A 19,851-nucleotide genomic window follows, 5' to 3' on the forward strand; every position below is an offset into this window, starting at 1 on the left:
CTACCGGGTGATCGATTTCCGAAACGGCTCCTGCGGAGCCGTTTCTTTTTTGAAGCAGCGAAGCCACAAGGGGCGGATTGCGCGGTGCAGGTCGGCCTCGGTTGCCCGGGCTACCTCGCCATGCAATGAGAGAGCAATCCGATTGAAGGCGTTGACCACATCCGCATCAAAATGCTGCATGGCCTCTCGCTCAAGAATTGCGAGTGCCTCCGAGGGCGAAATCGCCGCCTTGTAGGGCCGAGCCGAGACCAGGGCGTCAAACACGTCCACAACCGCGAATATGCGTGCATGGAGCGATATTTCCTCGCCAGCAAGGCGGTCGGGATACCCCTTCCCGTCAATCCGCTCGTGATGATGACGAATGACCTCCGCTGCGCCCTCAAGCCAATGAATCCCGGCAATGATCTCGAGACCCATCAAGGTATGGGTCTTCATCACTTCGAACTCCTCAGCGGAAAGCCGCCCCGGCTTCTGGAGAATATGATCCGGAATGCCAATCTTTCCAACGTCGTGCAAGAAGGCACCGATGACGAGATGCGGGATCTCGTTCGGGGATACCCCCATCTCCTCCGCAAGCGCCGCTGCGTAGAGCGTGACCCGATAATTGTGGGCGTCCGTGTCGATGTCGCGCTTGGCGATTGACTTTCCCAACGCATGTACGAGGGAGAAGTTTGCATTCATGAGACGGTCGGACAAGGCCGTCGCATGCCCGAACATTGAGAGTAAAAGTGGGTACAAGGCGACCCCGGTCGCAAGCGCCGATACCGCTGCCATCAAGACCCCATTGCGGATCTGTTCCCGCTGATGCAACAGGACTTCCGGGGCGAGACGATAGAAACCCTCAATGTAGCCGACCAATCGGCCGTCGCCGCCTGCCAGTGGCAGAACCACCTGAATCAGGCCGTCCTGCGCTACGCTTATCCAGGTGCGACGACTTTCCCCCATCGGCGGCCATGTGGGTCGGGAAGGTAAGGTCGTCGTCGCGATGCGGTTCGAAGACTCGTCCCAGACCTCGTAAGCCCAATTTCCGCTTTGGTCGAACACGCGAATGCCGATGAAGTGACTGCCGTCGAGGAGGTCCCGCAAGTGCTTGTGCCCGGACTCTCCGGGCGACATTGCCTGCATTGCCGGTGACACAAAATGAGCGGCCGCCGCCTCAGCCGTCTCCAGCGCCGCCTGTTCCGCACGGCGTGCCTCGAACATGAAGGCAGCAGCCCCCGCCAGCAAGCAGATGACGAGCACTGCTGCGCCGAGCCGGCGGGCGAGGAGCCAACGCATCTGTTGTGCGGAATTGGGTAGCGGGTCCGTCACGCGCACTTCAAGGGCGCCTTTGTGGAGGGTTAGATGAAATTTCGGCAGAACCGTGGAACCACAACACCGTTACATGCGCGAAAAATGGCTACTCATTCTTGATCAGAATCGCCTTGACGGTGTCGATAGGTCCACCTCCCGCCATATGCCGGCCCGCGCGGGCCTCCACCGAGCCACCGCGGCAACCGTGGTTGCATGTCATGGCCCATCGCTTCATCAATACAGACCGGCAATAGCTGAACGGTATCGTCTTGATGTCGCATCCAACCGCCGCAGCAAGCAGACGGCAAGTGCAACGATCACCGTGTACATCAGAAATGCGTGGAGTCACAGCAACAAACGCCCCCCCGAATGTGCCACGCCACTTTGCACGGGGTCATTTCCCGTCCCGCGGGTGGTAGTGCTTGGGCTTGGCTTTCGCGGCCATGCCGTCATCGCCCTTGGCCTCCGCAGCTTTCGGCCGCACGCCGACTTTCTCCTTTACGTGGGAATGCCGCTTGGCGTCCGTCGAGTCAGCCTTTTCGACTTGTTCGGATTTGGCTTGGGACTCTTCCTCCGCAGTCGCCGCGATGGAATTGAACGAGAGCATGGCAAACGCCGCCAGGACCGCAAGAAGGGATTTCGATTTCATGGCATTTCTCCAATGAGCCGCAAAGAGTGACGGCAGGAACGTTGCGAGGGGATTCGTACAGAATTCTCTCGATGAATGTCCGTCTTAACGAGACCACGACCATGGTCTTTCGTATCTGTCAGATACCGTCGGGCCGGGATCGGTAGGCCGGGCACGCTACTTGAAGGTGAAGGATTTTCTTACCGCCTCACGCTGGAATCCGATGACGCACGCAGTCATCGACGCCCAACTGTCCAGACCGATTCGGCCAGCTGCGTTGATGAATCCAATGGTTTCGCCACGCAGGAGGGCGTCAAAGTCGGACTCGACCTGCGCGAGAAGCGCACGGGCAGAACGCATGCTCTCTTCGGTGAGCCGCTCACAGCACCCCAAGACAAGATTGGAGTGTTGCATGATCGCGTCAAACTGCTGTTGGCCAGTGATTATCATTTGGTCTGCTGTGAGCATCTTCCTCTCCCTCTTTCGCGTCGCCCGCGTCCTTCAGCTAGTTTCAGAACGCTACGATGGGAAAAGTATAGTATTGTCACGCTGACGCGAGCATATCCGTGCGATTACATTGACGTAATCTACGAGTCACGAAAGCTATCAGTTTGAACGGGGCAGATCAGTCGAGCTAACCAATCAGCTGAAGTCGTGCAAGCAGATGCGTCCATCGGCAAACGCTAACAGGTCGATCATGCCTGCCCGCGGATTCATCGCCATCCCGTTGCTCGGCCTGCCGAGCCGGAGCGAGGGGTATGGAGGTCCGCACTCGGCCGCCTTGTCCTGACGAGTGTTGCATCGACCAGCAGGAACATTTCGTCGGTGCAAGCTACAGCTTCGGCATAATCAAGGTTCTTGGCTCGTGGCAGAACGCAAAGGTCGATCCGGTCGTCGGCAGTGCCCAGACCAACAAGCTGTGGAGCATCGGCGCCCAGATCGACGTTGGCCCCTCGAGCCACAGCTCGATCGGATATGCGAAGGCGGACGTCGGGCGGCGACGGCAAGGGCTATATCATCGCCTATGAGCACTCCCTGTCGAAGCGCACCCACCTCTACGCGGGGTACGTCCACGTCTTCAACGGTGATACGACGTAACCGGTCACTGAGCGGCGTTCTTTGCCCGCCCGCGCCCACGCGGAACAATCCCTCCCACATTCATCAGGGAGGAGCCGGCAGTGACCAGGGCGACAGCGACCAACAACAAGTGGCGGCGGCGTAGCCGCCAGGAGTGGGAAACCGTCTTTGCGCGGTTTGCCGCGAGCGGCCTGGGGATCGAGCCGTTCTGCGCCCGTGAGGGACTCAGCGAGTCGACTTTCCGGCGCTGGCGTCGCCTGCTGGGCGAACCGAGTACGCAGCCCGCCGCGCCGGTGATGGAGCCCACCGGCTTCGTCGACGCCGGCACGCTCAAACTCGGAGGCACCGGTCGCCTCGAACTGCGGCTCGATCTGGGCGACGGCGTGATCCTTCACCTGTCGCGCGGCTGATGTTCTTCCCCGAAGGCGCAGTCCGGGTCCATGTCTATGGCCGCCCGGTCGACATGCGCAAATCCTTCGACGGCCTGTACGCGCTCACACGCCAGGCGCTCGGCTGCGATCCGCTGTCGGGCGAGCTGTTCGTGTTCATCAACCGGCGCGGCACGCAGATGAAGGTGCTGTACTGGGACCGCACCGGATTCTGCGTGTGGGCCAAGCGCCTCGAGCAGGGTCGTTTCGTGTCGAACTGGGCGCACGTCAGCACGCGTCAGATGGACTGGACCGGGCTCAAGCTCTTGCTCGAAGGCATCGAGCCGGTCCGCTACAAGCGCCGTTTCAGATTACCTACAAACGCCGTGCAGCCCGCATGAATGCTGGGCTCTGCGGTAAAATCTGTGCCATGTCCGCACCGCACTGCACCCCCGTTCCGACCCTTGCCGAGGCCGCCCAGTGGGCGCCCGAGCAGATCGTCGGACTGGCGCAGGCGAACGTCGCCTTGCAGCGCGACATGGATGCGATGCGCCTCGAGTTTGCGGCGCTCAAGCATCAGCTCGAGTGGTTCCGCCGCCAGCTCTTCGGCCAGAAGAGCGAGAAGCGCGTGGTTTCACCCGACCCGACGCAGATGCATCTGGGTGAGTTGCCGATCCCCGACACGCAGCCCGTCTCCCCAGGCAAGAGCGTAGCCGGACACACCCGTCGTGCCTCGCACACCGACTTCGCCCAGAGCAAGGACGAATCGGCGCTGTTCTTCGACGAGACGCGCGTCCCGGTCGAGACCATCACGCTCGCCAACCCCGAGATCGAGGGCCTCACCGCCGAGCAGTTCGAGGTGATCGGCGAGAAGGTCAGCCACCGCCTGGCGCAGCGCCCGGGCAGCTACGTGATCCTCAAGTACGTGCGCCCGGTCATCAAGCGCCGCGACACGCAGACGATCCACTGCCCGGCGGCCCCCGCCGGGGTGATCGACGGTAGCCGCGCCGACGTGAGCTTCATCGCCGGGCTCATCACCGACAAGTTCTGCTACCACCAGCCGCTGTACCGCCAGCATCAGCGGCTCGGGGACAACGGCATCCGGGTCTCGCGCCCGTGGCTCACGCAGCTCACCCACGCGGCGCTCGCGCTGCTCGAGCCGGTCTTTACGGCCCAGTTCGACTCGATCCGCGCAAGTCGCATCAAGGCGATGGACGAGACCCCGATCAAGGCCGGGCGCGCCGGCCCGGGGAAGATGAAGGGCGGCTACTTCTGGCCGGTGTATGGCGAGCGCGACGAAATCTGCTTCGCCTATCACGAGGGGCGTAGTGGCAAACACATTGCGCAGACCCTGGGGACCGACCCACCGCCCGAGGGGGCGGTGCTGCTCACCGACGGCTACGCGGCCTACGAACGTTACGCACAAAAATGCGGGCTCACGCGCGCGCAATGCTGGGCGCACTCGAGAAGAAAATTCTTCGAGGCCCAGTCGATCGAGCCCGAACGGGCGACGCAGGCATTGGAGATGATCGGCCAGCTCTACGCGGTAGAGCAGCACATCCGTGAGGCACAACTCATCGGCGAGGCACGCCGCGCATACCGGCTCGCCCAGGCCAAGCCGATGGTCGACCGGTTCTTCGACTGGGTCGGCGCCCAATTCGAATCCCAGGGGCTACTGCCGAGCTCACCGCTGACCACTGCCCTGGCCTACGTGCGTGAGCGCCGGGCCGCCCTCGAGGTCTACCTCGCCGACCCCGAGGTGCCGATCGACACCAACCACCTCGAGCGGGCGCTACGCGTAGTGCCGATGGGCCGCCGCAACTGGCTCTTCTGCTGGACCGAGGTCGGCGCGAAATACGTGGGGATCGCGCAGAGCCTGATCGCCACCTGTCGCCTGCACGACATCGACCCCTATGCCTATCTGGTCGATGTGCTCCAGCGCGTCGGCCAGCACCCTGCCGCCGATGTCGCGCAACTCACCCCAAGGCTGTGGAAGCAACACTTCGCGGCCAATCCGCTTCGATCCGATCTCCACCCGCGCTCGAAGTAGGCAAGAACGCCGCTCGGTTACCGCTTACATACGACGACGCGGTTCAACTTCCGCGAGAATCTGGCCATCACCGCCGGTAAGTCGGTGTCCACCGTCGAGTTTGGTGTGAGCCACATGTTCTGAGTTCCCTCGCCTGAACGATGCGGTCGTCGCAGCGACTGCATCGTTCAGCCCCACGGCAGCTCCACGCAGCCGCCGTGGGCGCATCCTCGGCCGGGTCGTGCATGGGGTCGTGAAGGTGCTCAAGGGCGAATGCTGGTCGCTCAGTGGCCCGCCGACTGAAGTCGGCCGGTCGGAAGGAGGCGCCGTCGAGGGTTGATATTCCGACTCATCCAACCCTGATAATCGGATTACATCATCATGACCGAACTGTAATTGCCGGGTCACCGACCTGTCAGTAGTCGGCTCCTATGATGGGGTCCATGGTTACTCAAGCACGAGCAGCCAATCTGGACAACCGGACAAGGAGCCATCATGAAAAAGTCGATCATCGCCGTTCTCGCCGTCTCGGCCATCAGCACCCTTGGATCTTCCGCTGCGTTCGCACACGAGGACTATTCCGAGGGCGGTGCGCTGCACTGGCTCGAGCATGTCCAGGCACGCGCTTCGAGCCCGACTGAGCGAGAGCTGGCCACATATGGCTACGCGAGCAACGCCACGCCCTCCCGCACCGTGATCGTCAATGCGGACACGCGCTACATCAACGTCACGCGGCTCGAGACGGTTGCCCTGAAGGTCGGTGACAAGACGATCAACTGGACCTTCGACACCCTCGGCACAAACAGCTTTCCGCTTTCGAAGGTGGTCCAAGGGGGCGACAAGGTGACTGTCTATCTCGAAGAAAGCCCCCTTTACCGCAGCGGCTCCTGATAGCACCAAGCTTCCCCAGGAACCAAGGCGGGTAAGGCATCGGGCAAACTTCCATGGAAGAGGCCTGATGCAATGTTCAGCAATTATTTGTAGTTGATTCAAGGAGACGAGCATGTTGAAGAAAGCACTGATGGTCGCGGCACTTGGGATTGCCACCACATCGGCCTTCGCGGTCGATGTCGAGCGGGTCGAAAAGTCCATCCCCATGAAGGATGGCTCGACGGTCTACATCTTCAAGGATGGGAAAATGGGCATGGAGGACAAGATGGGCCGTGCGGTGAGGATGAAACACGGCGAAGTGATGGAGACCAAGGATGGACAGAAGATCATGATGCACGGCGACGAGGTCATGCGTCTCGACAGCATCCTTCGCCACGACACCCGTAACTGATTCGCACGTTTCAGGATGAACTTGCCCCCGGTGTCGATCCCGGGGGCTTTTCTGTCGACCTTTTTCAGGATCGGCGGGTTTGATTGATCAAACTCACTCTGCCCCGCGCGCATGCATGGTGCCCCAAACTCAAAGGCGCCTTGCTTGCAGGCAATGAGGAATCTGCGCGTCGGCATCTCCCTCTACTTCGCAAGCGGCGCTCTGGACCAAACGATCCGTCGAACTACCGCAGGCGAGGAATGAACGCCGGCGTGCGGTCGCGGTATGAGCGATAGGCATCACCGAATGCCTCGATCGCATCGAGTTCTTCCCGGCGGGCGAGCCTGGCGTACACGATCAACAGAACCGGGAACATGATCAGCGTGATCAAGGTCGGCCATTGCAGCAAAAAGCCGAACATGACCAGAACGAAAGCGACGTATTGCGGGTGTCGAATGCGTGCGTACGGGCCACTGTCGGCGACGCGGCGGGTGCGCTGAGCCTCGAGGAGTACGGGCCAGGCCTTTGCCAAGAGCCAGAAGCCACCGACGATGAACACCGTGCTCAAGAGGTGAAACGGGCCGAAGTGCGGGTTACTGCTCCATCCGAACATCACCTCCAAGAGGTGCCCCGAGTCGTGGGCAAAAAAATCGATTCCCGGAAATTTCGAAGACAGCCACCCCGAGAGCAGGTAGATCGTCAACGGAAAGCCGTACATCTCGGTGAAGAGCGCGAGGATGAAGGCCGAGTAAGCGCCCAAGGATCGCCAGTCCTGGCTTGTGCGGGGACGCGTGAAGCTGAATGCGAAGGCGATGAAGAACAGCGAGTTGATGATAACCAGTGACCACAAGCCGTAACTCGACGTCTCACTCATCTCGATCTCCCGTGGCATCACGCATCATGGTTACCTTGGTCTTCAGCCGGCGTTCGTTTTCTCTTGTGGCCGTGACCGCGATGCATGAAGACGTGCATCAGGGGGCACGCAAGCAAGATGAGCCACGGTAGGTAGCCGAGCACATGGAGCCGGTGCTCGGCGATAAGGAGAACGGCCGCCAGTACGACGAAGACCGGAAATACGCGGCGAACCCTTAAGTTCGATTCAGCCCGACCGGATGGACGGGGCTCGGCTTCCGTCTCGGCTTTCATGAGACAGCTCCTTGTGCGCAAACATCGACACGCTGACGCCGGCATGCCTCCCAACGAACGAAGTACCCGTCACGCAGTTCGTCTGCCCAGCTTTCCGTGCGGGCGGATTGAGGTCGATCAGATCCTTTTCCGTCCGAGGCGCAACGCGTTGCCGACCACGGACGCCGAACTGAAGCTCATCGCCAGGGCGGCAATCAGGGGTGAAAGAAGCAGTCCGAACGCTGGATAGAGCACCCCAGCCGCGATCGGCACACCCGCTGCGTTGTACAGGAAGGCGAACACGAGGTTCTGGTGCATGTTGCGCACGGTGGCGACGGAGATGCTGCGTGCGGTGGCGATGCCCCGGAGATCACCCTTGACAAGGGTCAGATGGGCACTGTTCATCGCGACATCGGTCCCCGTGCCCATCGCGATACCCACATTCGCGCGCGCGAGCGCCGGCGCGTCATTGATGCCGTCGCCGGCCATGGCGACGATGTGCCCCTCGGCCTGCAGTTTGCCGACGAGCTCATTCTTGTCGGCGGGCTTCACTTCGCCATAGACCTCGTCGATGCCCAGGCGTGCACCGACCGCGCGCGCCGTGGTGAGACCGTCGCCCGTGGCCATGATGATCCTGAGCCCGCTCGCCCGCAGCGCATCGAGCGCTTCCGGGGTCGAAGCCTTGATCGGGTCGGCAACGGCGATGAGGCCGACGAGCACGCCCTCTGCGGCGAGGTACATCACGCTTGCGCCCTCAAGGCGCAGAGCCTCGGCGCGTTCCGCGAGCCCGCGCCAATCGATGCGCTCATCGTCCATCAGGGCGGTGTTCCCCAGAACCACACGTTGGCCATCGACTGTACCGCGCACGCCGATGCCGGAAGAGGATTCGAAGGTGTCCGGTGTGCTGAGCGCCAGACCGCGCGCGCGGGCCTCGGTCACGATGGCCTGGGCGAGTGGGTGCTCGCTGCCCTGATCGAGGCTGGCTGCGATGCGAAGCACGTCGGCCTCCGTCCCGCCCGGCGCCGCCACCACACTATGGAAGGCGGGGCGTCCTTCGGTCAGGGTGCCGGTCTTGTCCACGATCAGGGTGTCGACCTTGCGCAGCGACTCGATCGCCGCCGCATCGCGAAACAGCACGCCCTGGGTGGCTGCCTTGCCGGTCGCGACCATCACCGACATCGGCGTGGCCAGGCCCAATGCGCAGGGGCAGGCGATGATCAGCACCGCCACCGCGTTGATGAGGCCGTAGGCCCAGCTCGGCTGGGGTCCGAAGAGTCCCCACACCACGAACGTGGTGAGGGCGATGAGCACGACGACGATGACGAACCAGCCCGCGACGACATCCGCCAGGCGTTGCATCGGCGCGCGCGAACGCTGAGCCTGCGCGACCATCTGCACGATCTGCGACAGCATGGTCTGTGCGCCGATCTTCTCGGCGACCATGACCAGCGCTCCACTGGTGTTGAGCGTGGCGCCGATCACCTTGTCCCCGGGGCGCTTGGTCACCGGGATCGGCTCGCCGGTCAGCATCGATTCATCGACCGCGCTTTCGCCTTCGTCAACGGAACCATCGACGGGCACCTTTTCGCCCGGACGAATGCGCAACCGGTCGCCAGGATGGACGTGGGTCAGCGGGATATCCTCTTCGGTGCCATCCGCGCGAATGCGCCGCGCGGTCTTGGGCGCGAGGCCGAGCAGCGCCTTGATCGCGGCGCCGGTCTCCGAGCGCGCCTTCAGCTCCAGCACCTGGCCGAGCAGCGTCAGCGAGATGATCACCGCTGCTGCCTCGAAATACACCGCCACGTGTTCGCCCATGCGGAAAGAGGCCGGAAACACTTCGGGCGCAACCGTAGCGACGACGCTATATACATAGGCCGCCCCAACTCCCAGTCCAATCAGCGTCCACATGTTCGGGCTGCGGTTGCCGATCGACTGCGCGCAGCGCACGAAGAACGGCCAACCGGACCAGAGCACGACCGGTGTCGCCAGGGCCAGCTCGACCCAGGGGCGCGCCGCACCCAGCATCGGATCGAAGACGCCACCGGACATGGCGATCGCGGTGACGATCACCGTCAGCGGCAGCGTCCACCAGAAGCGGCGGCGGAAATCGACGAGCTCGGGATTGTCCTCATCCTCAAGACCCGGCATCACCGGCTCGAGTGTCATACCGCATTTCGGGCAGGTGCCCGGTCCAATCTGGCGGATCTCCGGATGCATCGGGCAGGTGTACTCCGTGCCGGGCACCGGTGCGGGTTCCGTTGACGGCTGACTTGTCTCCGGTGCCAGATACCGCGCCGGATCAGTCTCGAACTTGCCTTGGCACTTCGCACTGCAGAACCGGTATTCGTGTCCGGCGTGAATGACCCGATACGGAGAGTCGGGCTTTACCGTCATGCCGCAGACCGGATCGGTGTCATTGCCTGTCGATGCATGATCGTGGCGATGAGTGTGGCCGGAATGGCCACCCTGCGAATGTTCGTGGGTCATGATGCTTCTCCCCGGCGTTTGTTGTTATCGAATGCCGACCTTGCGCTGTTCACCACGGATGAATGCCGTGACATGAGCGACCTCGTCCGACGTCAGGCCGGGAACAGGTGCCATGTCGCCGAACTGCCAGTGGTGGGCGCGCACACCGTTCGCTACCGCCAACTGAAAGGCGATATCGGCGTGATGACTGGGTTCGTAGACCTTATGGAGCATGGGCGGCCCCTTGTCCGAGCCCTTGAGGTCGGTCCCATGGCAAGCGGCACAGTGCTGTGCGTAGAGTCCCTTTCCTTGCGCCGGATTGGGCATCAGCCCCGGAGAGGGCTGCGGGATCTTCCAGCCTTGCGCCGCTGCGCTCGAAATCAAGACGCCCGAAAGCGCCGCGATGACGACGCCACGGCCAAGGCACGCCCCTGTCATCGACATCTCAGCGCTTCTCCGAATCGGTGTCGTTGCTGCGGTGCCCGCCGTGATGTCCTCCATGGCCAAACAGGTGCATCAGGGGACACAGCAACAGGATCAGATACACCCAGTTGCCCGACACATGCGCCCAGTGTTCGCGCAACAGGAAGAACAGTGCGATCGCCGCCAGCATCAGGCCGGCGATGACGCCGGGGGAGCGATACCAGGCGACAGATCGAGGGAGTCCAGGATCATGAGCAGGCTTTGTGTTCATGGCTTCATACCTTGCGGGTCGGCGAATGGCGAACGGCTGCGGGCGGCTTCGAGCAGCACGGCGAGAGCGGGGCATCCCGGTGGGCTCGCTCGTTCTCGCGACACCAATTCCTGAAGGATTGCCAGAGGGATTTCAGCCAGGCAAGCATCGCAATGCTCCTCGTCACGTTCAGCGGCGGCCTCGGGAACGGGGCCTTGGAAACAGGCTACGCCCCCGATGCTGTCGCGCCGCTGACCGGTGCATTACAAATTCGACACCGTGACCAGCGCCTGCGCGGGTGCTGTCTTGGCGCTGCGGCGCAACTCCCACTGCTTGACCAGCGCATACAGCGCCGGAATCACCGCCAGCGTTAGTACCGTCGAGGACACCATGCCGCCCACCATCGGCGCGGCAATGCGGCTCATGACCTCGGCGCCGGTACCGGTGCTCCACATGATCGGCAACAGGCCGGCCATGATCGCGACCACGGTCATCATCTTCGGCCGCACGCGCTCCACCGCGCCTTCCATGATCGCCTCGTAGAGATCGGCGACACCCGCCTCGCGGCCTTCGGCCTGCCTGCGCTCGCAAACGGCCTTCCACGCATGGTCGAGGTAGATCAGCATGATCACGCCCGTCTCCGCCGCCACCCCGGCGAGGGCGATGAAGCCCACCGCCACCGCCACGCTCATCTGGTAGCCCAGCCACCACATCAGCCACACCCCGCCCACCAGCGCGAAAGGCACCGACAGCATCACGATCAGCGTCTCGGTCAGCCGCCGGAAGTTGAGGTACAGCAGTACGAAAATGAGTGCCAGCGTCACCGGCACCACGATCTTCATCTTCTCCTTGGCGCGCTCCATGTTCTCGAACTGGCCGCTCCAGGTGGCGTAGTAGCCCTGCGGGAATGCGACTTCCTCGGCCACCGCCTGCTGCGCGCGCTTGACGAAGGCGCCGAGGTCGGCCTCGCGGGTATCGACATACACGTAGGCCGCCAGCAGCGCGTTCTCGGTGCGGATGCCCGGGGCGCCGCGCGTCAGCTTCACCTCGGCGAGCTGGCCAAGTGGGATCGGCCCGTTCATGGTGGGAACATAGACGTCCGAGGCAAGCCGCGCCGGGTCGTCGCGCAGGCCGCGCGCATAGCGCACCGACACGCCGTAGCGCTCCAGGCCCTCGACCGTGGTCGTCACCATCTCGCCGCCGAGTGCGGTGGCGATCACGTCCTGCACCATGTCGATGGTGAGCCCGTAGCGCGCGAGCTGGTCGCGGCGCGGCACGATGTCCACGTAGTAGCCGCCGGCCACGCGCTCGGCGTAGGCGCTGCTCGCACCCGGCACCTTGCGCACCGCCCCTTCCACCGCCTGCGCCACCTTCTCCAGCGTCTCCAGGTCCTTGCCGAAGACCTTCACCCCCACCGGGGTGCGAATGCCGGTGCTCAACATGTCGATGCGCGCCTTGATCGGCATGGTCCACGAGTTGGCCAGGCCGGGGAACTTGAGCGCGGCGTCCATCTCGGCGATCAGCTTGTCGGTGGTCATGCCGGGGCGCCACTGGTCCTGCGGCTTGAGGTTGATGACCGTCTCAAACATCTCGAGCGGTGCCGGGTCGGTCGCGGTGTTGGCGCGGCCAGCCTTGCCATAGACCGACTCGACCTCGGGGAAGGTCTTGATGATGCGGTTCGTCGTCGCAAGCAGGCGCCCGGCCTCGGTCACCGACATGCCCGGCAGCGCCGCCGGCATGTAGAACAGCGTGCCTTCGTTGAGCGTCGGCATGAACTCCGAGCCGATCTGGCGCGCGGGCACGATGGTGGCGGCCATCGCCAGCACCGCGAGCAGCAGCGTCACCAGCTTGAAGCGCAGCACGCCCTGGATGATCGGCCGGTACAGCCAGATCAGCAGCCGGTTCACCGGGTTCTTCGCCTCGGGCAGGATTCGCCCGCGCACGAAGAACAGCATCAGCACCGGCACCAGGGTCACCGACAGCAGCGCGGCGCCGGCCATGGCGAAGGTCTTGGTGAAGGCGAGCGGCGAGAACAGCCGGCCCTCCTGCCCCTCGAGCGCGAACACCGGCAGGAAGGACACGGTGATGATCAGCAGCGAGAAGAACAGCGCCGGCCCGACCTCCTTGCAGGCCAGCACGATCGCGGCGCCGCGCGCCTTCTGGTCCGCCCCTGCGGGCAGGCGCTCGATGTGCTTGTGCGCGTTCTCGATCATCACGATCGCCGCATCGACCATCGCCCCGATCGCGATTGCGATGCCGCCCAGACTCATGATGTTGGAGCCCAGGCCGAGCGAGCGCATGGCGATGAAGGCGAACAGGATGCCGAGCGGCAGCGTGATGATCGCCACCAGCGCGCTGCGCACATGGAGCAGGAAGACGATGCACACGGCGGCGACGATCAGGCTCTCCTCGAGCAGCGTCCACTTGAGGTTGCCGATCGCGCGCTCGATGAGCTCGGAGCGGTCATAGACCGGCACGATCTCGGCGCCCGCAGGCAGCCCGGGCGTGATCTCGGCGATCTTGGCCTTGACGTTGGCGATCACGTCGAGCGCGTTCTGGCCGAAGCGCGCCATCACGATGCCGGAGGCGACCTCGCCCTCGCCGTTCAACTCGGTGATGCCGCGCCGCTCGGCCGGCACCAGTTCGACGCGGGCGACGTCGCCCACCCGCACCGGCGTGCCGCGCTCGGCCTTCAACACGATGTCGGAGATGTCATCCACGCTGCGCAGGTAGCCGCGCCCGCGCACCATGTACTCCTTCTCGGCGAGTTCCAGCACGCGGCCGCCGACGTCGCGGTTGGAGGCGCGGATGGCTTGCGTGACCTGGTCGAGCGTGATGCCGTAGCCCGCGAGGCGCAGCGGATCGACGGTGACCTGGTACTCGCGCACGAAGCCACCGATGCTGGCGACTTCCGACACGCCCTGCGCCTTGGTGAGCTGGTAGCGCACGTACCAGTCCTGCAGGCTGCGCGTGTCGGCCAGGCTCATGTCCTTGCCGAGCACGGCATATTGGTAGACCCAGCCCACGCCGGTCGCGTCCGGCCCGATCTGCGGCGCCACGCCCTGCGGCAGGCGGCCGGCGGCCGAACTCAGGTACTCGAGCACGCGCGAGCGCGCCCAGTAGATGTCGGTGCCGTCCTCGAAGATCACATACACGTAGGACGCGCCGAACATCGAGAAGCCGCGCACCACCTTCGCGCGCGGCACCGCCAGCATGGAGGTGGTGAGCGGATAGGTGACCTGATCCTCGACTACCTGCGGCGCCTGGCCGGGGTAATCGGTGTAGACGATCACCTGCACGTCGGACAGGTCAGGCAGCGCGTCGAGCGGCGTGTGCTTGACCGCGTAGAGGCCACCGCCAATCAGGAACAGCGTGGCCAGCAGGACGAGGAAGACGTTGCGTGCCGACCAGTCGATGACGCGGTCGAGCAGGCCGGGTGCTGCCGGTCTGGCTGCCGCGTCGGTTGGCACGACGTTCGAAGAGTCTGTCACAGGGGCATGCATCTCAGTGCCCCCCGTGACCGCCGGCGCTCGGTGCAGGCGCAGTGCCTGCAACCGGCTCGATGCCTGTGATGATGTACTCGCCTGGCTCACCCGCCTCGAAGACGAACCGCACCGGCGAGCCTGGGGCGATGCTCTTCACCAGCGCCGGATCGGCAATCTTGAAGTCCATGGTCATCGCCGGCCACTGGAGGGCCGGGATCTCGCCATGAGTCATCGTCACGCTGCCGCCTTCGGCGTCGAGCGCATCGAACGTCCCTTGCGCTTCGTAACGGGTCGGGCTCGCTTGAGCCTGATCGCGGGCATCGGGCTCAACCAGGTTGGAGAGTGCCGCCTTGAGCTGGCTCTCCGAGTCGATCAGGAAGTTGGCCGAAACCACCACGCGATCACCCGCCGCCACGCCGTCGAGCACCTCGACCACATCCCGGCCGCGCTGGCCGAGCTTCACTGGCTGCGGCTTGAAGCGGCCTTCGCCGAGCGCAATCAGCACGACCCGCCGTTCGCCATCGTCGATGATCGCCGAGCTCGGCACGGCGACCCTCGGGGTGGCATCACCTGCCGCCAGCGCGATCTGGGCGAACATGCCTGGGCGCAACAGGCCCTCCGGATTGTCCAGTTCCAGACGCACGCGGGTGCTGCGCGTGGCGGCGTCGAGGGTTGGATAGAGGTAATCGACCCGCGCCGCGAAGCCGCGACCGGGATAGGCCTCGAGCGTCACCTGCGCGCTCTGGCCGACCTGCACGCGGGCGAGATCCTGCTCGAAGACGTCGGCGATGATCCACACCTTCGACAGGTCTGCGATGCGGAACAGTGCCTCGCCCGGCATGAAGCGTCCGCCTTCGATGGCCTCCTTCTCCAGCACCACGCCGCTCGCCGGGGCGTGGAACACCTGGCGCGCGCCGGCCTGGCCGGCCACCTGCAGGTTGCGCAGGCGCGCACGGGTCGCCTCGGCCAGCCGACGGGCGGATTCGCTCGCCAGCGGATCATGGGCCGCGTTCTGGCTGGCCAGGCGCTCGGCAATGCGCAGTTCCTCGCCGGTGGATTGCAGTTCCGGGCTGTAGGCGGTGAACAGTGGCTGGCCCTTCTTCACCGGGTCGCCGACCGCATTCACATGCAGGCGCTCGATCCAGCCCTCGAAGCGCGGTGCCACCACCACCTGCCTGCGCTCGTCGAGCTCAATCCGGCCGCTCGCGCGCACCGCCGAATCCACGGCGCGCAGTTCAACCTCGGCAGTCTTCACCCCCAGGGTCTGGATGCGCGCGGGGCTGACCACCACTGCGCCACTGTCGTCCGGCTGGTCGTCGGCATAGACGGGGATGTAGTCCATGCCCATCGAATCCTTCTTCGGCACGGGCGAGGTGTCGGGCAGGCCCATCGGGTTGCGGTAGTAGAGGATCTTGCGTTCGCCGTCGGCCGGGGCTGCGCTATCGCTTTGCGCCTGGCTTTCGGTGATCAGCGGAACTGGATTTCCAGCATTTTGCAGGTGCGCAATCCAGTACCCCGCACCTATGGCAATCGCCACGCCCGCAGCGATCGCCGTCATTCGAATGGCTGAGCTCACTTCAGATCCCCTGTCAGTTTCTTGATTTCTGTCAGCGCCAGGCGCGTGTCGAGCTCGGTCTTCAAGCGTTGAGTCCGGATGTCGATGAGCTGGCGCTCGGCTTCGATCACGCTGTCGAAGTCGACCTTGCCGCTGCTGAGCGCGGCCTGACTTGCATCCCGGGTGGCCTGGGCCTGCGGCAGCAGCGTATGTTCGAGCAGGCGCAAGGTCTCGCGGCCCTGCGCGTACATCGACCAGGCGATACCCAGTTCGCCGGATGCGCGCGCCTTGGCATCCTCCCGCCGCGCCTCGGCCGCCATCAGCATGTATTCGGCTTCGCGCTCCTTGGCGCGACGGCTGGACTGCTGCAGCGGGATCATCACCTCGAACATCACGTCCCAGGACGACTTACCTTCATCAGGACGGTTGTTGCGCACGCCAACAGCGAAGTCCGGCAAGCGTTCCTGATACGTTCGTTCGCGCTCGGCACGCGCCACATCGATGCCGTAGGTCGCGGCATTCACTTCCGGATTAGCGCTCGCCGCCGACTCAAAAAGGGCGCCCGCCTCCAGCTGCTCGGGCAAGGGGGCTGGATCTGCGGGTGTGGCGAGCGGCGCATCATGCGCCCGGCCGAGCAGGCCGTTGAGCCCCGCTGCCAGCCCCTTGCGCCGCTGTTCGACCTCCACGAGCGCGAGGCGCTGGGCAGTGATTTCGCGCTGCATGCGCAGCACCGCCTGCTGCGGCAGCAGACCCAACTCGTAACGGGCCAGGCTGAGTTCCTCCAGGCTTTTCAGCAAGGTCAAGCCCTCGCGGTTGAGGACGAGTTCGCGGTCGGCGGCGTAGTAGCGCAACCACAGCGTCTCGATCTTTGCCGCGAGCTCAGCCCAGGAGGTATCGCGCATCGCATCAGCCTGGGTCGCCTGGGCTTCGGCGGCCTTCACCGCCAGCTCGCGCTTGCCCCACCCGGGTAGCGGCTGGGTGATGCGGTAGCGGGTCTCGCCCACCTGGCCGGGCAGCAACGACGCCGAGCGCCCGCTCATGGTGTTGGTGGCGTCCATCAGCTCGACCTCGAACGTCGGGTCGGGCAGCGCACCGGCGGGCGTCACGCGCTCCTGCGCTGCGGACGCTTCCGCGCGGGCAGCGGCAAAGCCGGGGTTGCTGTGGCGCGCATATTCAATCAGCGCCTGGGGGCTCGAGCCGAGCGTTGGAGTGTCGGGCGAGCGTTGGCTGTAGGCGCCACCACTTCCCAGTATAAGTGCGAGCATCAACGCAAGCGCTGCAGGTTGTGGCACACGGCGTGCTGCGACTGCGAATGGGGATTTCATGGAGAACGGGTTCCGGCTTGCGGTCGGTATCATGGGCAGGCGACTCGGCGCACGTGTTCCGGTCACCCGCCCAGGAGGGCTACCTCCGGGCGAATGTCCACACTGGAACACGATGCGCCTATGGGAGACGCGTCACTGAGCGGGTTCGATGGCGGTGACTGTCAGCGCACCACCAACTTTCTCCACCGCGAAGCGGATCTTGTCGCCGGCCTTAACTTGATCGAGCATGCCCGGCTCCGCCGCCCGGAAAACCATGGTCATCGCGGGCATGCCGAGCGACTCCAGGGGGCCGTGCGCAATGGTGAGCTTGCCGGCCGACTTGTCGATCTTCTTGACCGTGCCCTCGGCCAGTTTGGTCTCGGCCTCGGCCGGCGCGCTCGCACCATCGTGATGTGCCGCGTGGTCGGCCTGCGCAAAGGCCACCGGCGCAGCACTGCCGAGCATGGCCAGGAGTGCGGTGGTAACAAGGGTCTTCTTCATGATGCGATTCTCCAGTGTTTTGGGCTCTAGGCAGATGTCGAAAGTCGGGATCATTATGCGAAGCCGTCACCGACAGGACGCTGACGCACGGATTACATTTTTGTCAGCCAACGACCTTGATCGTACCTACCATTCCCGCCTCAAAATGGCCAGGAATCAGGCACGCGAACTGGAACTCGCCGGCGCGGTTGAAGGTCCAGATCATTTCCCCACTCCCACCGGGGGCAACGTGCGTCATCCACGGCTCGTCATGTTCCATTTCGGGAAAGCGCTGCATCATCTCCGCATGCTCGGCCAGTGTCTTGGGCGTGCCGATCACCATCTCATGCATTACGGCGCCCCGGTTTTCGTGGGTGAAGCGGATCGTCTCGCCGAGCCGCGCCTCGATCCGGTCGGGCACGAAGCGCATTTCATCGGTCATCACGACCGGGATCGTTCGCGAGACTGCCTTCTCATCCCCCGCAATCCCCCAGGCCTGCTGCTCCTTGGGTACCTCGGCGGCACGCTTGGGCGCGTGTTCGGCACCGCCATGGGCGAACGCTGTGCGGTGCAAGGCGAGCACACCGGCCGCAAGACCAGTGGCGAGAAAACGACGACGATTTTTCATGGCTGTCTCCATCTCTGTTGGTTGAATCTCGTTGGTGTCCGGGTTCGCTCGAACCAGGACGATTGGCCTCAGTGGCCCTGATGGCCGGTGGGTTTGCGGACCGTCATTTCGATCGATTGTTCGGGTCCGGTGCGCGGCATGCTCGACCGTCCGGCCTCGTCTCTGCGCGCGGGCTCCGGTAGGCCCGCGCCCGTCCACTCGTAGGCCACCGTCCCCTTCGGATGCTGGAACCAGCCAGGGTCGCGGTAGTCGCCCCGCTGCTGCTCGCGGCGCACCTTGAGCACGGTGAACATGCCGCCCATCTCGACGGCGCCGAACGGCCCCTGCCCGGTCATCATCGGCAGGGTGTTGTCGGGCAGGGGCATCTCCATCTCGCCCATGTCGGCCATGCCGCGCTCGCCCATCAGCATGTAATCGGGCACCAGCTTCTGGATGCCCTCGACCAGGCCGCGATGGTCGACGCCGATCATGGTCGGCACGTCGTGCCCCATCGCGTTCATGGTGTGGTGCGACTTGTGGCAGTGCATCGCCCAATCGCCCTCCTCGTCGGCGATGAACTCGATCTGGCGCATCTGGCCGACGGCGACGTCGGTGGTGACCTCGGGCCAGCGCGACTCCGGCCGCGTCGGCCCGCCGTCGGTGCCGGTAACCTCGAACTCGTGGCCGTGGATGTGGATCGGGTGGTTGGTCATGGTCAGGTTGCCGATGCGCACCCGCACCCGGTCGCCCTTCCTGACATTGAGCGAGTCGATGCCCGGAAAGGCGCGGCTGTTCCAGGTCCACAGGTTGAAGTCGAGCATCGTGTTGATCTTGGGCACGTAGCTGCCGGGCTCGATGTCGTAGGCGTTGAGCAGGAAGCAGAAGTCGCGGTCCACGCCCGCGATGTGCGGGTGCGGCGCGCGCGGATGCGTGACCCACATGCCCATCATGCCCATCGCCATCTGCACCATCTCGTCGGCGTGCGGGTGGTACATGAAGGTGCCGGGGCGGCGGGCGACGAACTCATAGACGAAGGTCTTGCCCGGCGGGATCTGCGGCTGGTTGAGGCCGCCGACCCCGTCCATGCCGTTGGGCAGGCGCTGGCCGTGCCAGTGGATGGTGGTGTGCTCGGGCAGGCGGTTGGTGACGAAGATGCGCACGCGGTCGCCCTCGACGACCTCGATCGTCGGCCCGGGCGACTGGCCGTTGTAGCCCCACAGCCGCGCGACCATGCCGGGGGCGATCTCACGCTCGACCGGCTCGGCGACCAGATGGAACTCCTTCACCCCGTTGCGCATGCGCCAAGGGGCGGTCCAGCCGTTGAGCGTGACAATCGGGTCGTACGGGCGACCATTGGGCGGACTCAGCGGGGCAGCGGTGGCCGCACTGGTTTGAATCACGGGTTCGGGCAGTGCCGCGAGCGCGGCCCGGTTTACAGTTCCGGCAGCGGCCAGCAGGCCCGCCCCAGCGAGGAATCGGCGTCGGGAGGTCATGAGCGTC

General features: G+C 64.4%; 20 protein-coding genes. 6 read left to right on the forward strand and 14 right to left on the reverse strand.

The genetic code is table 11. The annotated features are described in order from the left end of the window. The 3 genes from PO78_RS03405 to PO78_RS03415 all read right to left on the reverse strand — a co-directional run bounded on the left by PO78_RS03405 (position 1) and on the right by PO78_RS03415 (position 2,389). Positions 1 to 1,278 (reverse strand): HD-GYP domain-containing protein, encoded by a 1,278-nt coding sequence (locus PO78_RS03405; RefSeq protein WP_052484348.1) that lies wholly within the window; start codon positions 1,276 to 1,278, stop codon positions 1 to 3. Between the two features lie 409 nt (positions 1,279 to 1,687). Beyond that, positions 1,688 to 1,942 carry a hypothetical protein gene (locus PO78_RS03410; RefSeq protein ID WP_043742020.1) on the reverse strand — a complete coding sequence of 85 codons (255 nt, stop codon included), beginning with the start codon at positions 1,940 to 1,942 and terminating at the stop codon, positions 1,688 to 1,690. Positions 1,943 to 2,098: 156 nt separating this feature from the next. Then, on the reverse strand, positions 2,099 to 2,389 hold the full coding sequence (locus PO78_RS03415; RefSeq protein WP_043742022.1) for a hypothetical protein: 291 nt from the start codon (positions 2,387 to 2,389) through the stop codon (positions 2,099 to 2,101). 290 nt (positions 2,390 to 2,679) lie between these two features. Here PO78_RS03415 and PO78_RS22115 point away from each other — a divergent pair, with 290 nt between their 5' ends. The 6 genes from PO78_RS22115 (at position 2,680) to copK (ending at position 6,677) form a co-directional block, all read left to right on the forward strand. Further along, positions 2,680 to 2,949: a hypothetical protein gene (locus PO78_RS22115; protein WP_082047684.1), complete on the forward strand. Its 270-nt coding sequence runs from the start codon at positions 2,680 to 2,682 to the stop codon at positions 2,947 to 2,949. A gap of 150 nt (positions 2,950 to 3,099) precedes the next feature. After that, positions 3,100 to 3,408 carry an IS66 family insertion sequence element accessory protein TnpA gene (gene tnpA / locus PO78_RS03420; RefSeq protein WP_043742008.1) on the forward strand — a complete coding sequence of 103 codons (309 nt, stop codon included), beginning with the start codon at positions 3,100 to 3,102 and terminating at the stop codon, positions 3,406 to 3,408. After that, positions 3,408 to 3,767 carry an IS66 family insertion sequence element accessory protein TnpB gene (tnpB, locus tag PO78_RS03425; RefSeq protein WP_043742005.1) on the forward strand — a complete coding sequence of 120 codons (360 nt, stop codon included), beginning with the start codon at positions 3,408 to 3,410 and terminating at the stop codon, positions 3,765 to 3,767. The genes tnpA and tnpB overlap by 1 nt, the downstream gene beginning before the upstream one ends. Positions 3,768 to 3,796: 29 nt before the next feature. Further along, entirely contained in the window at positions 3,797 to 5,416 is a 1,620-nt protein-coding gene (gene tnpC, locus PO78_RS03430; protein WP_043742004.1) for an IS66 family transposase, read from the forward strand. A gap of 474 nt (positions 5,417 to 5,890) precedes the next feature. Then, a complete protein-coding gene (locus PO78_RS03435; protein ID WP_043742024.1) occupies positions 5,891 to 6,286 on the forward strand; it encodes a CzcE family metal-binding protein in 396 nt (131 codons plus the stop codon). 112 nt (positions 6,287 to 6,398) lie between these two features. Continuing rightward, a complete protein-coding gene (gene copK, locus PO78_RS03440; protein ID WP_004265708.1) occupies positions 6,399 to 6,677 on the forward strand; it encodes a periplasmic Cu(I)/Cu(II)-binding protein CopK in 279 nt (92 codons plus the stop codon). A gap of 223 nt (positions 6,678 to 6,900) precedes the next feature. On the opposite strand, the gene PO78_RS03445 is transcribed toward copK, so the two are convergent. From PO78_RS03445 to PO78_RS03490, 11 genes are all read right to left on the reverse strand, one after another. Then, a complete protein-coding gene (locus PO78_RS03445; RefSeq protein ID WP_012586262.1) occupies positions 6,901 to 7,530 on the reverse strand; it encodes a methyltransferase family protein in 630 nt (209 codons plus the stop codon). Positions 7,531 to 7,547: 17 nt separating this feature from the next. Then, a complete protein-coding gene (locus PO78_RS03450; protein WP_004265702.1) occupies positions 7,548 to 7,802 on the reverse strand; it encodes a DUF2933 domain-containing protein in 255 nt (84 codons plus the stop codon). 117 nt (positions 7,803 to 7,919) lie between these two features. Beyond that, positions 7,920 to 10,268: a heavy metal translocating P-type ATPase gene (locus tag PO78_RS03455; protein ID WP_043742027.1), complete on the reverse strand. Its 2,349-nt coding sequence runs from the start codon at positions 10,266 to 10,268 to the stop codon at positions 7,920 to 7,922. A gap of 24 nt (positions 10,269 to 10,292) precedes the next feature. After that, on the reverse strand, positions 10,293 to 10,691 hold the full coding sequence (locus PO78_RS03460; protein ID WP_004265696.1) for a c-type cytochrome: 399 nt from the start codon (positions 10,689 to 10,691) through the stop codon (positions 10,293 to 10,295). Position 10,692: 1 nt separating this feature from the next. Beyond that, on the reverse strand, positions 10,693 to 10,941 hold the full coding sequence (locus PO78_RS22120) for a DUF2933 domain-containing protein (protein ID WP_012586265.1): 249 nt from the start codon (positions 10,939 to 10,941) through the stop codon (positions 10,693 to 10,695). A gap of 242 nt (positions 10,942 to 11,183) precedes the next feature. After that, positions 11,184 to 14,423, reverse strand: coding sequence for an efflux RND transporter permease subunit (locus PO78_RS03465; protein ID WP_269429716.1), 3,240 nt, complete (start codon positions 14,421 to 14,423; stop codon positions 11,184 to 11,186). A gap of 1 nt (position 14,424) precedes the next feature. Further along, entirely contained in the window at positions 14,425 to 15,963 is a 1,539-nt protein-coding gene (locus PO78_RS03470; RefSeq protein WP_043742032.1) for an efflux RND transporter periplasmic adaptor subunit, read from the reverse strand. A gap of 14 nt (positions 15,964 to 15,977) precedes the next feature. Next, positions 15,978 to 17,225: a TolC family protein gene (locus PO78_RS03475; RefSeq protein WP_082047685.1), complete on the reverse strand. Its 1,248-nt coding sequence runs from the start codon at positions 17,223 to 17,225 to the stop codon at positions 15,978 to 15,980. Between the two features lie 192 nt (positions 17,226 to 17,417). After that, entirely contained in the window at positions 17,418 to 17,765 is a 348-nt protein-coding gene (locus PO78_RS03480) for a copper-binding protein (RefSeq protein WP_043742037.1), read from the reverse strand. Between the two features lie 103 nt (positions 17,766 to 17,868). Continuing rightward, the gene (locus PO78_RS03485; RefSeq protein WP_043742040.1) at positions 17,869 to 18,372 is read right to left on the reverse strand and encodes a cupredoxin domain-containing protein; all 504 of its coding nucleotides are present in this window, start codon (positions 18,370 to 18,372) and stop codon (positions 17,869 to 17,871) included. Positions 18,373 to 18,440: 68 nt separating this feature from the next. Beyond that, the gene (locus tag PO78_RS03490; RefSeq protein ID WP_043742044.1) at positions 18,441 to 19,844 is read right to left on the reverse strand and encodes a multicopper oxidase family protein; all 1,404 of its coding nucleotides are present in this window, start codon (positions 19,842 to 19,844) and stop codon (positions 18,441 to 18,443) included. Between the last annotated feature and the right edge of the window lie 7 nt (positions 19,845 to 19,851).

The sequence above is a fragment of the Thauera sp. SWB20 genome (assembly GCF_000831325.1).
GTDB classification, from domain to species: Bacteria; Pseudomonadota; Gammaproteobacteria; order Burkholderiales; family Rhodocyclaceae; genus Thauera; species Thauera aminoaromatica.

Bases quoted from the DNA above. Each gene is read 5' to 3' on its own strand.
- tnpB (WP_043742005.1), top strand. From the start codon at position 3,408: ATGTTCTTCCCCGAAGGCGCAGTCCGGGTCCATGTCTATGGCCGCCCG.
- PO78_RS03470 (WP_043742032.1), bottom strand. From the start codon at position 15,963: ATGACGGCGATCGCTGCGGGCGTGGCGATTGCCATAGGTGCGGGGTAC.
- PO78_RS03485 (WP_043742040.1), bottom strand. From the start codon at position 18,372: ATGAAAAATCGTCGTCGTTTTCTCGCCACTGGTCTTGCGGCCGGTGTG.
- PO78_RS03465 (WP_269429716.1), bottom strand. From the start codon at position 14,423: ATGCATGCCCCTGTGACAGACTCTTCGAACGTCGTGCCAACCGACGCG.
- PO78_RS03450 (WP_004265702.1), bottom strand. From the start codon at position 7,802: ATGAAAGCCGAGACGGAAGCCGAGCCCCGTCCATCCGGTCGGGCTGAA.
- tnpC (WP_043742004.1), top strand. From the start codon at position 3,797: ATGTCCGCACCGCACTGCACCCCCGTTCCGACCCTTGCCGAGGCCGCC.
- PO78_RS03415 (WP_043742022.1), bottom strand. From the start codon at position 2,389: ATGCTCACAGCAGACCAAATGATAATCACTGGCCAACAGCAGTTTGAC.
- PO78_RS03480 (WP_043742037.1), bottom strand. From the start codon at position 17,765: ATGAAGAAGACCCTTGTTACCACCGCACTCCTGGCCATGCTCGGCAGT.
- PO78_RS03410 (WP_043742020.1), bottom strand. From the start codon at position 1,942: ATGAAATCGAAATCCCTTCTTGCGGTCCTGGCGGCGTTTGCCATGCTC.
- PO78_RS22120 (WP_012586265.1), bottom strand. From the start codon at position 10,941: ATGAACACAAAGCCTGCTCATGATCCTGGACTCCCTCGATCTGTCGCC.
- copK (WP_004265708.1), top strand. From the start codon at position 6,399: ATGTTGAAGAAAGCACTGATGGTCGCGGCACTTGGGATTGCCACCACA.
- PO78_RS03405 (WP_052484348.1), bottom strand. From the start codon at position 1,278: ATGCGTTGGCTCCTCGCCCGCCGGCTCGGCGCAGCAGTGCTCGTCATC.
- PO78_RS03445 (WP_012586262.1), bottom strand. From the start codon at position 7,530: ATGAGTGAGACGTCGAGTTACGGCTTGTGGTCACTGGTTATCATCAAC.
- PO78_RS03490 (WP_043742044.1), bottom strand. From the start codon at position 19,844: ATGACCTCCCGACGCCGATTCCTCGCTGGGGCGGGCCTGCTGGCCGCT.
- PO78_RS22115 (WP_082047684.1), top strand. From the start codon at position 2,680: ATGGAGGTCCGCACTCGGCCGCCTTGTCCTGACGAGTGTTGCATCGAC.
- PO78_RS03435 (WP_043742024.1), top strand. From the start codon at position 5,891: ATGAAAAAGTCGATCATCGCCGTTCTCGCCGTCTCGGCCATCAGCACC.
- PO78_RS03455 (WP_043742027.1), bottom strand. From the start codon at position 10,268: ATGACCCACGAACATTCGCAGGGTGGCCATTCCGGCCACACTCATCGC.
- PO78_RS03475 (WP_082047685.1), bottom strand. From the start codon at position 17,225: ATGCTCGCACTTATACTGGGAAGTGGTGGCGCCTACAGCCAACGCTCG.
- PO78_RS03460 (WP_004265696.1), bottom strand. From the start codon at position 10,691: ATGTCGATGACAGGGGCGTGCCTTGGCCGTGGCGTCGTCATCGCGGCG.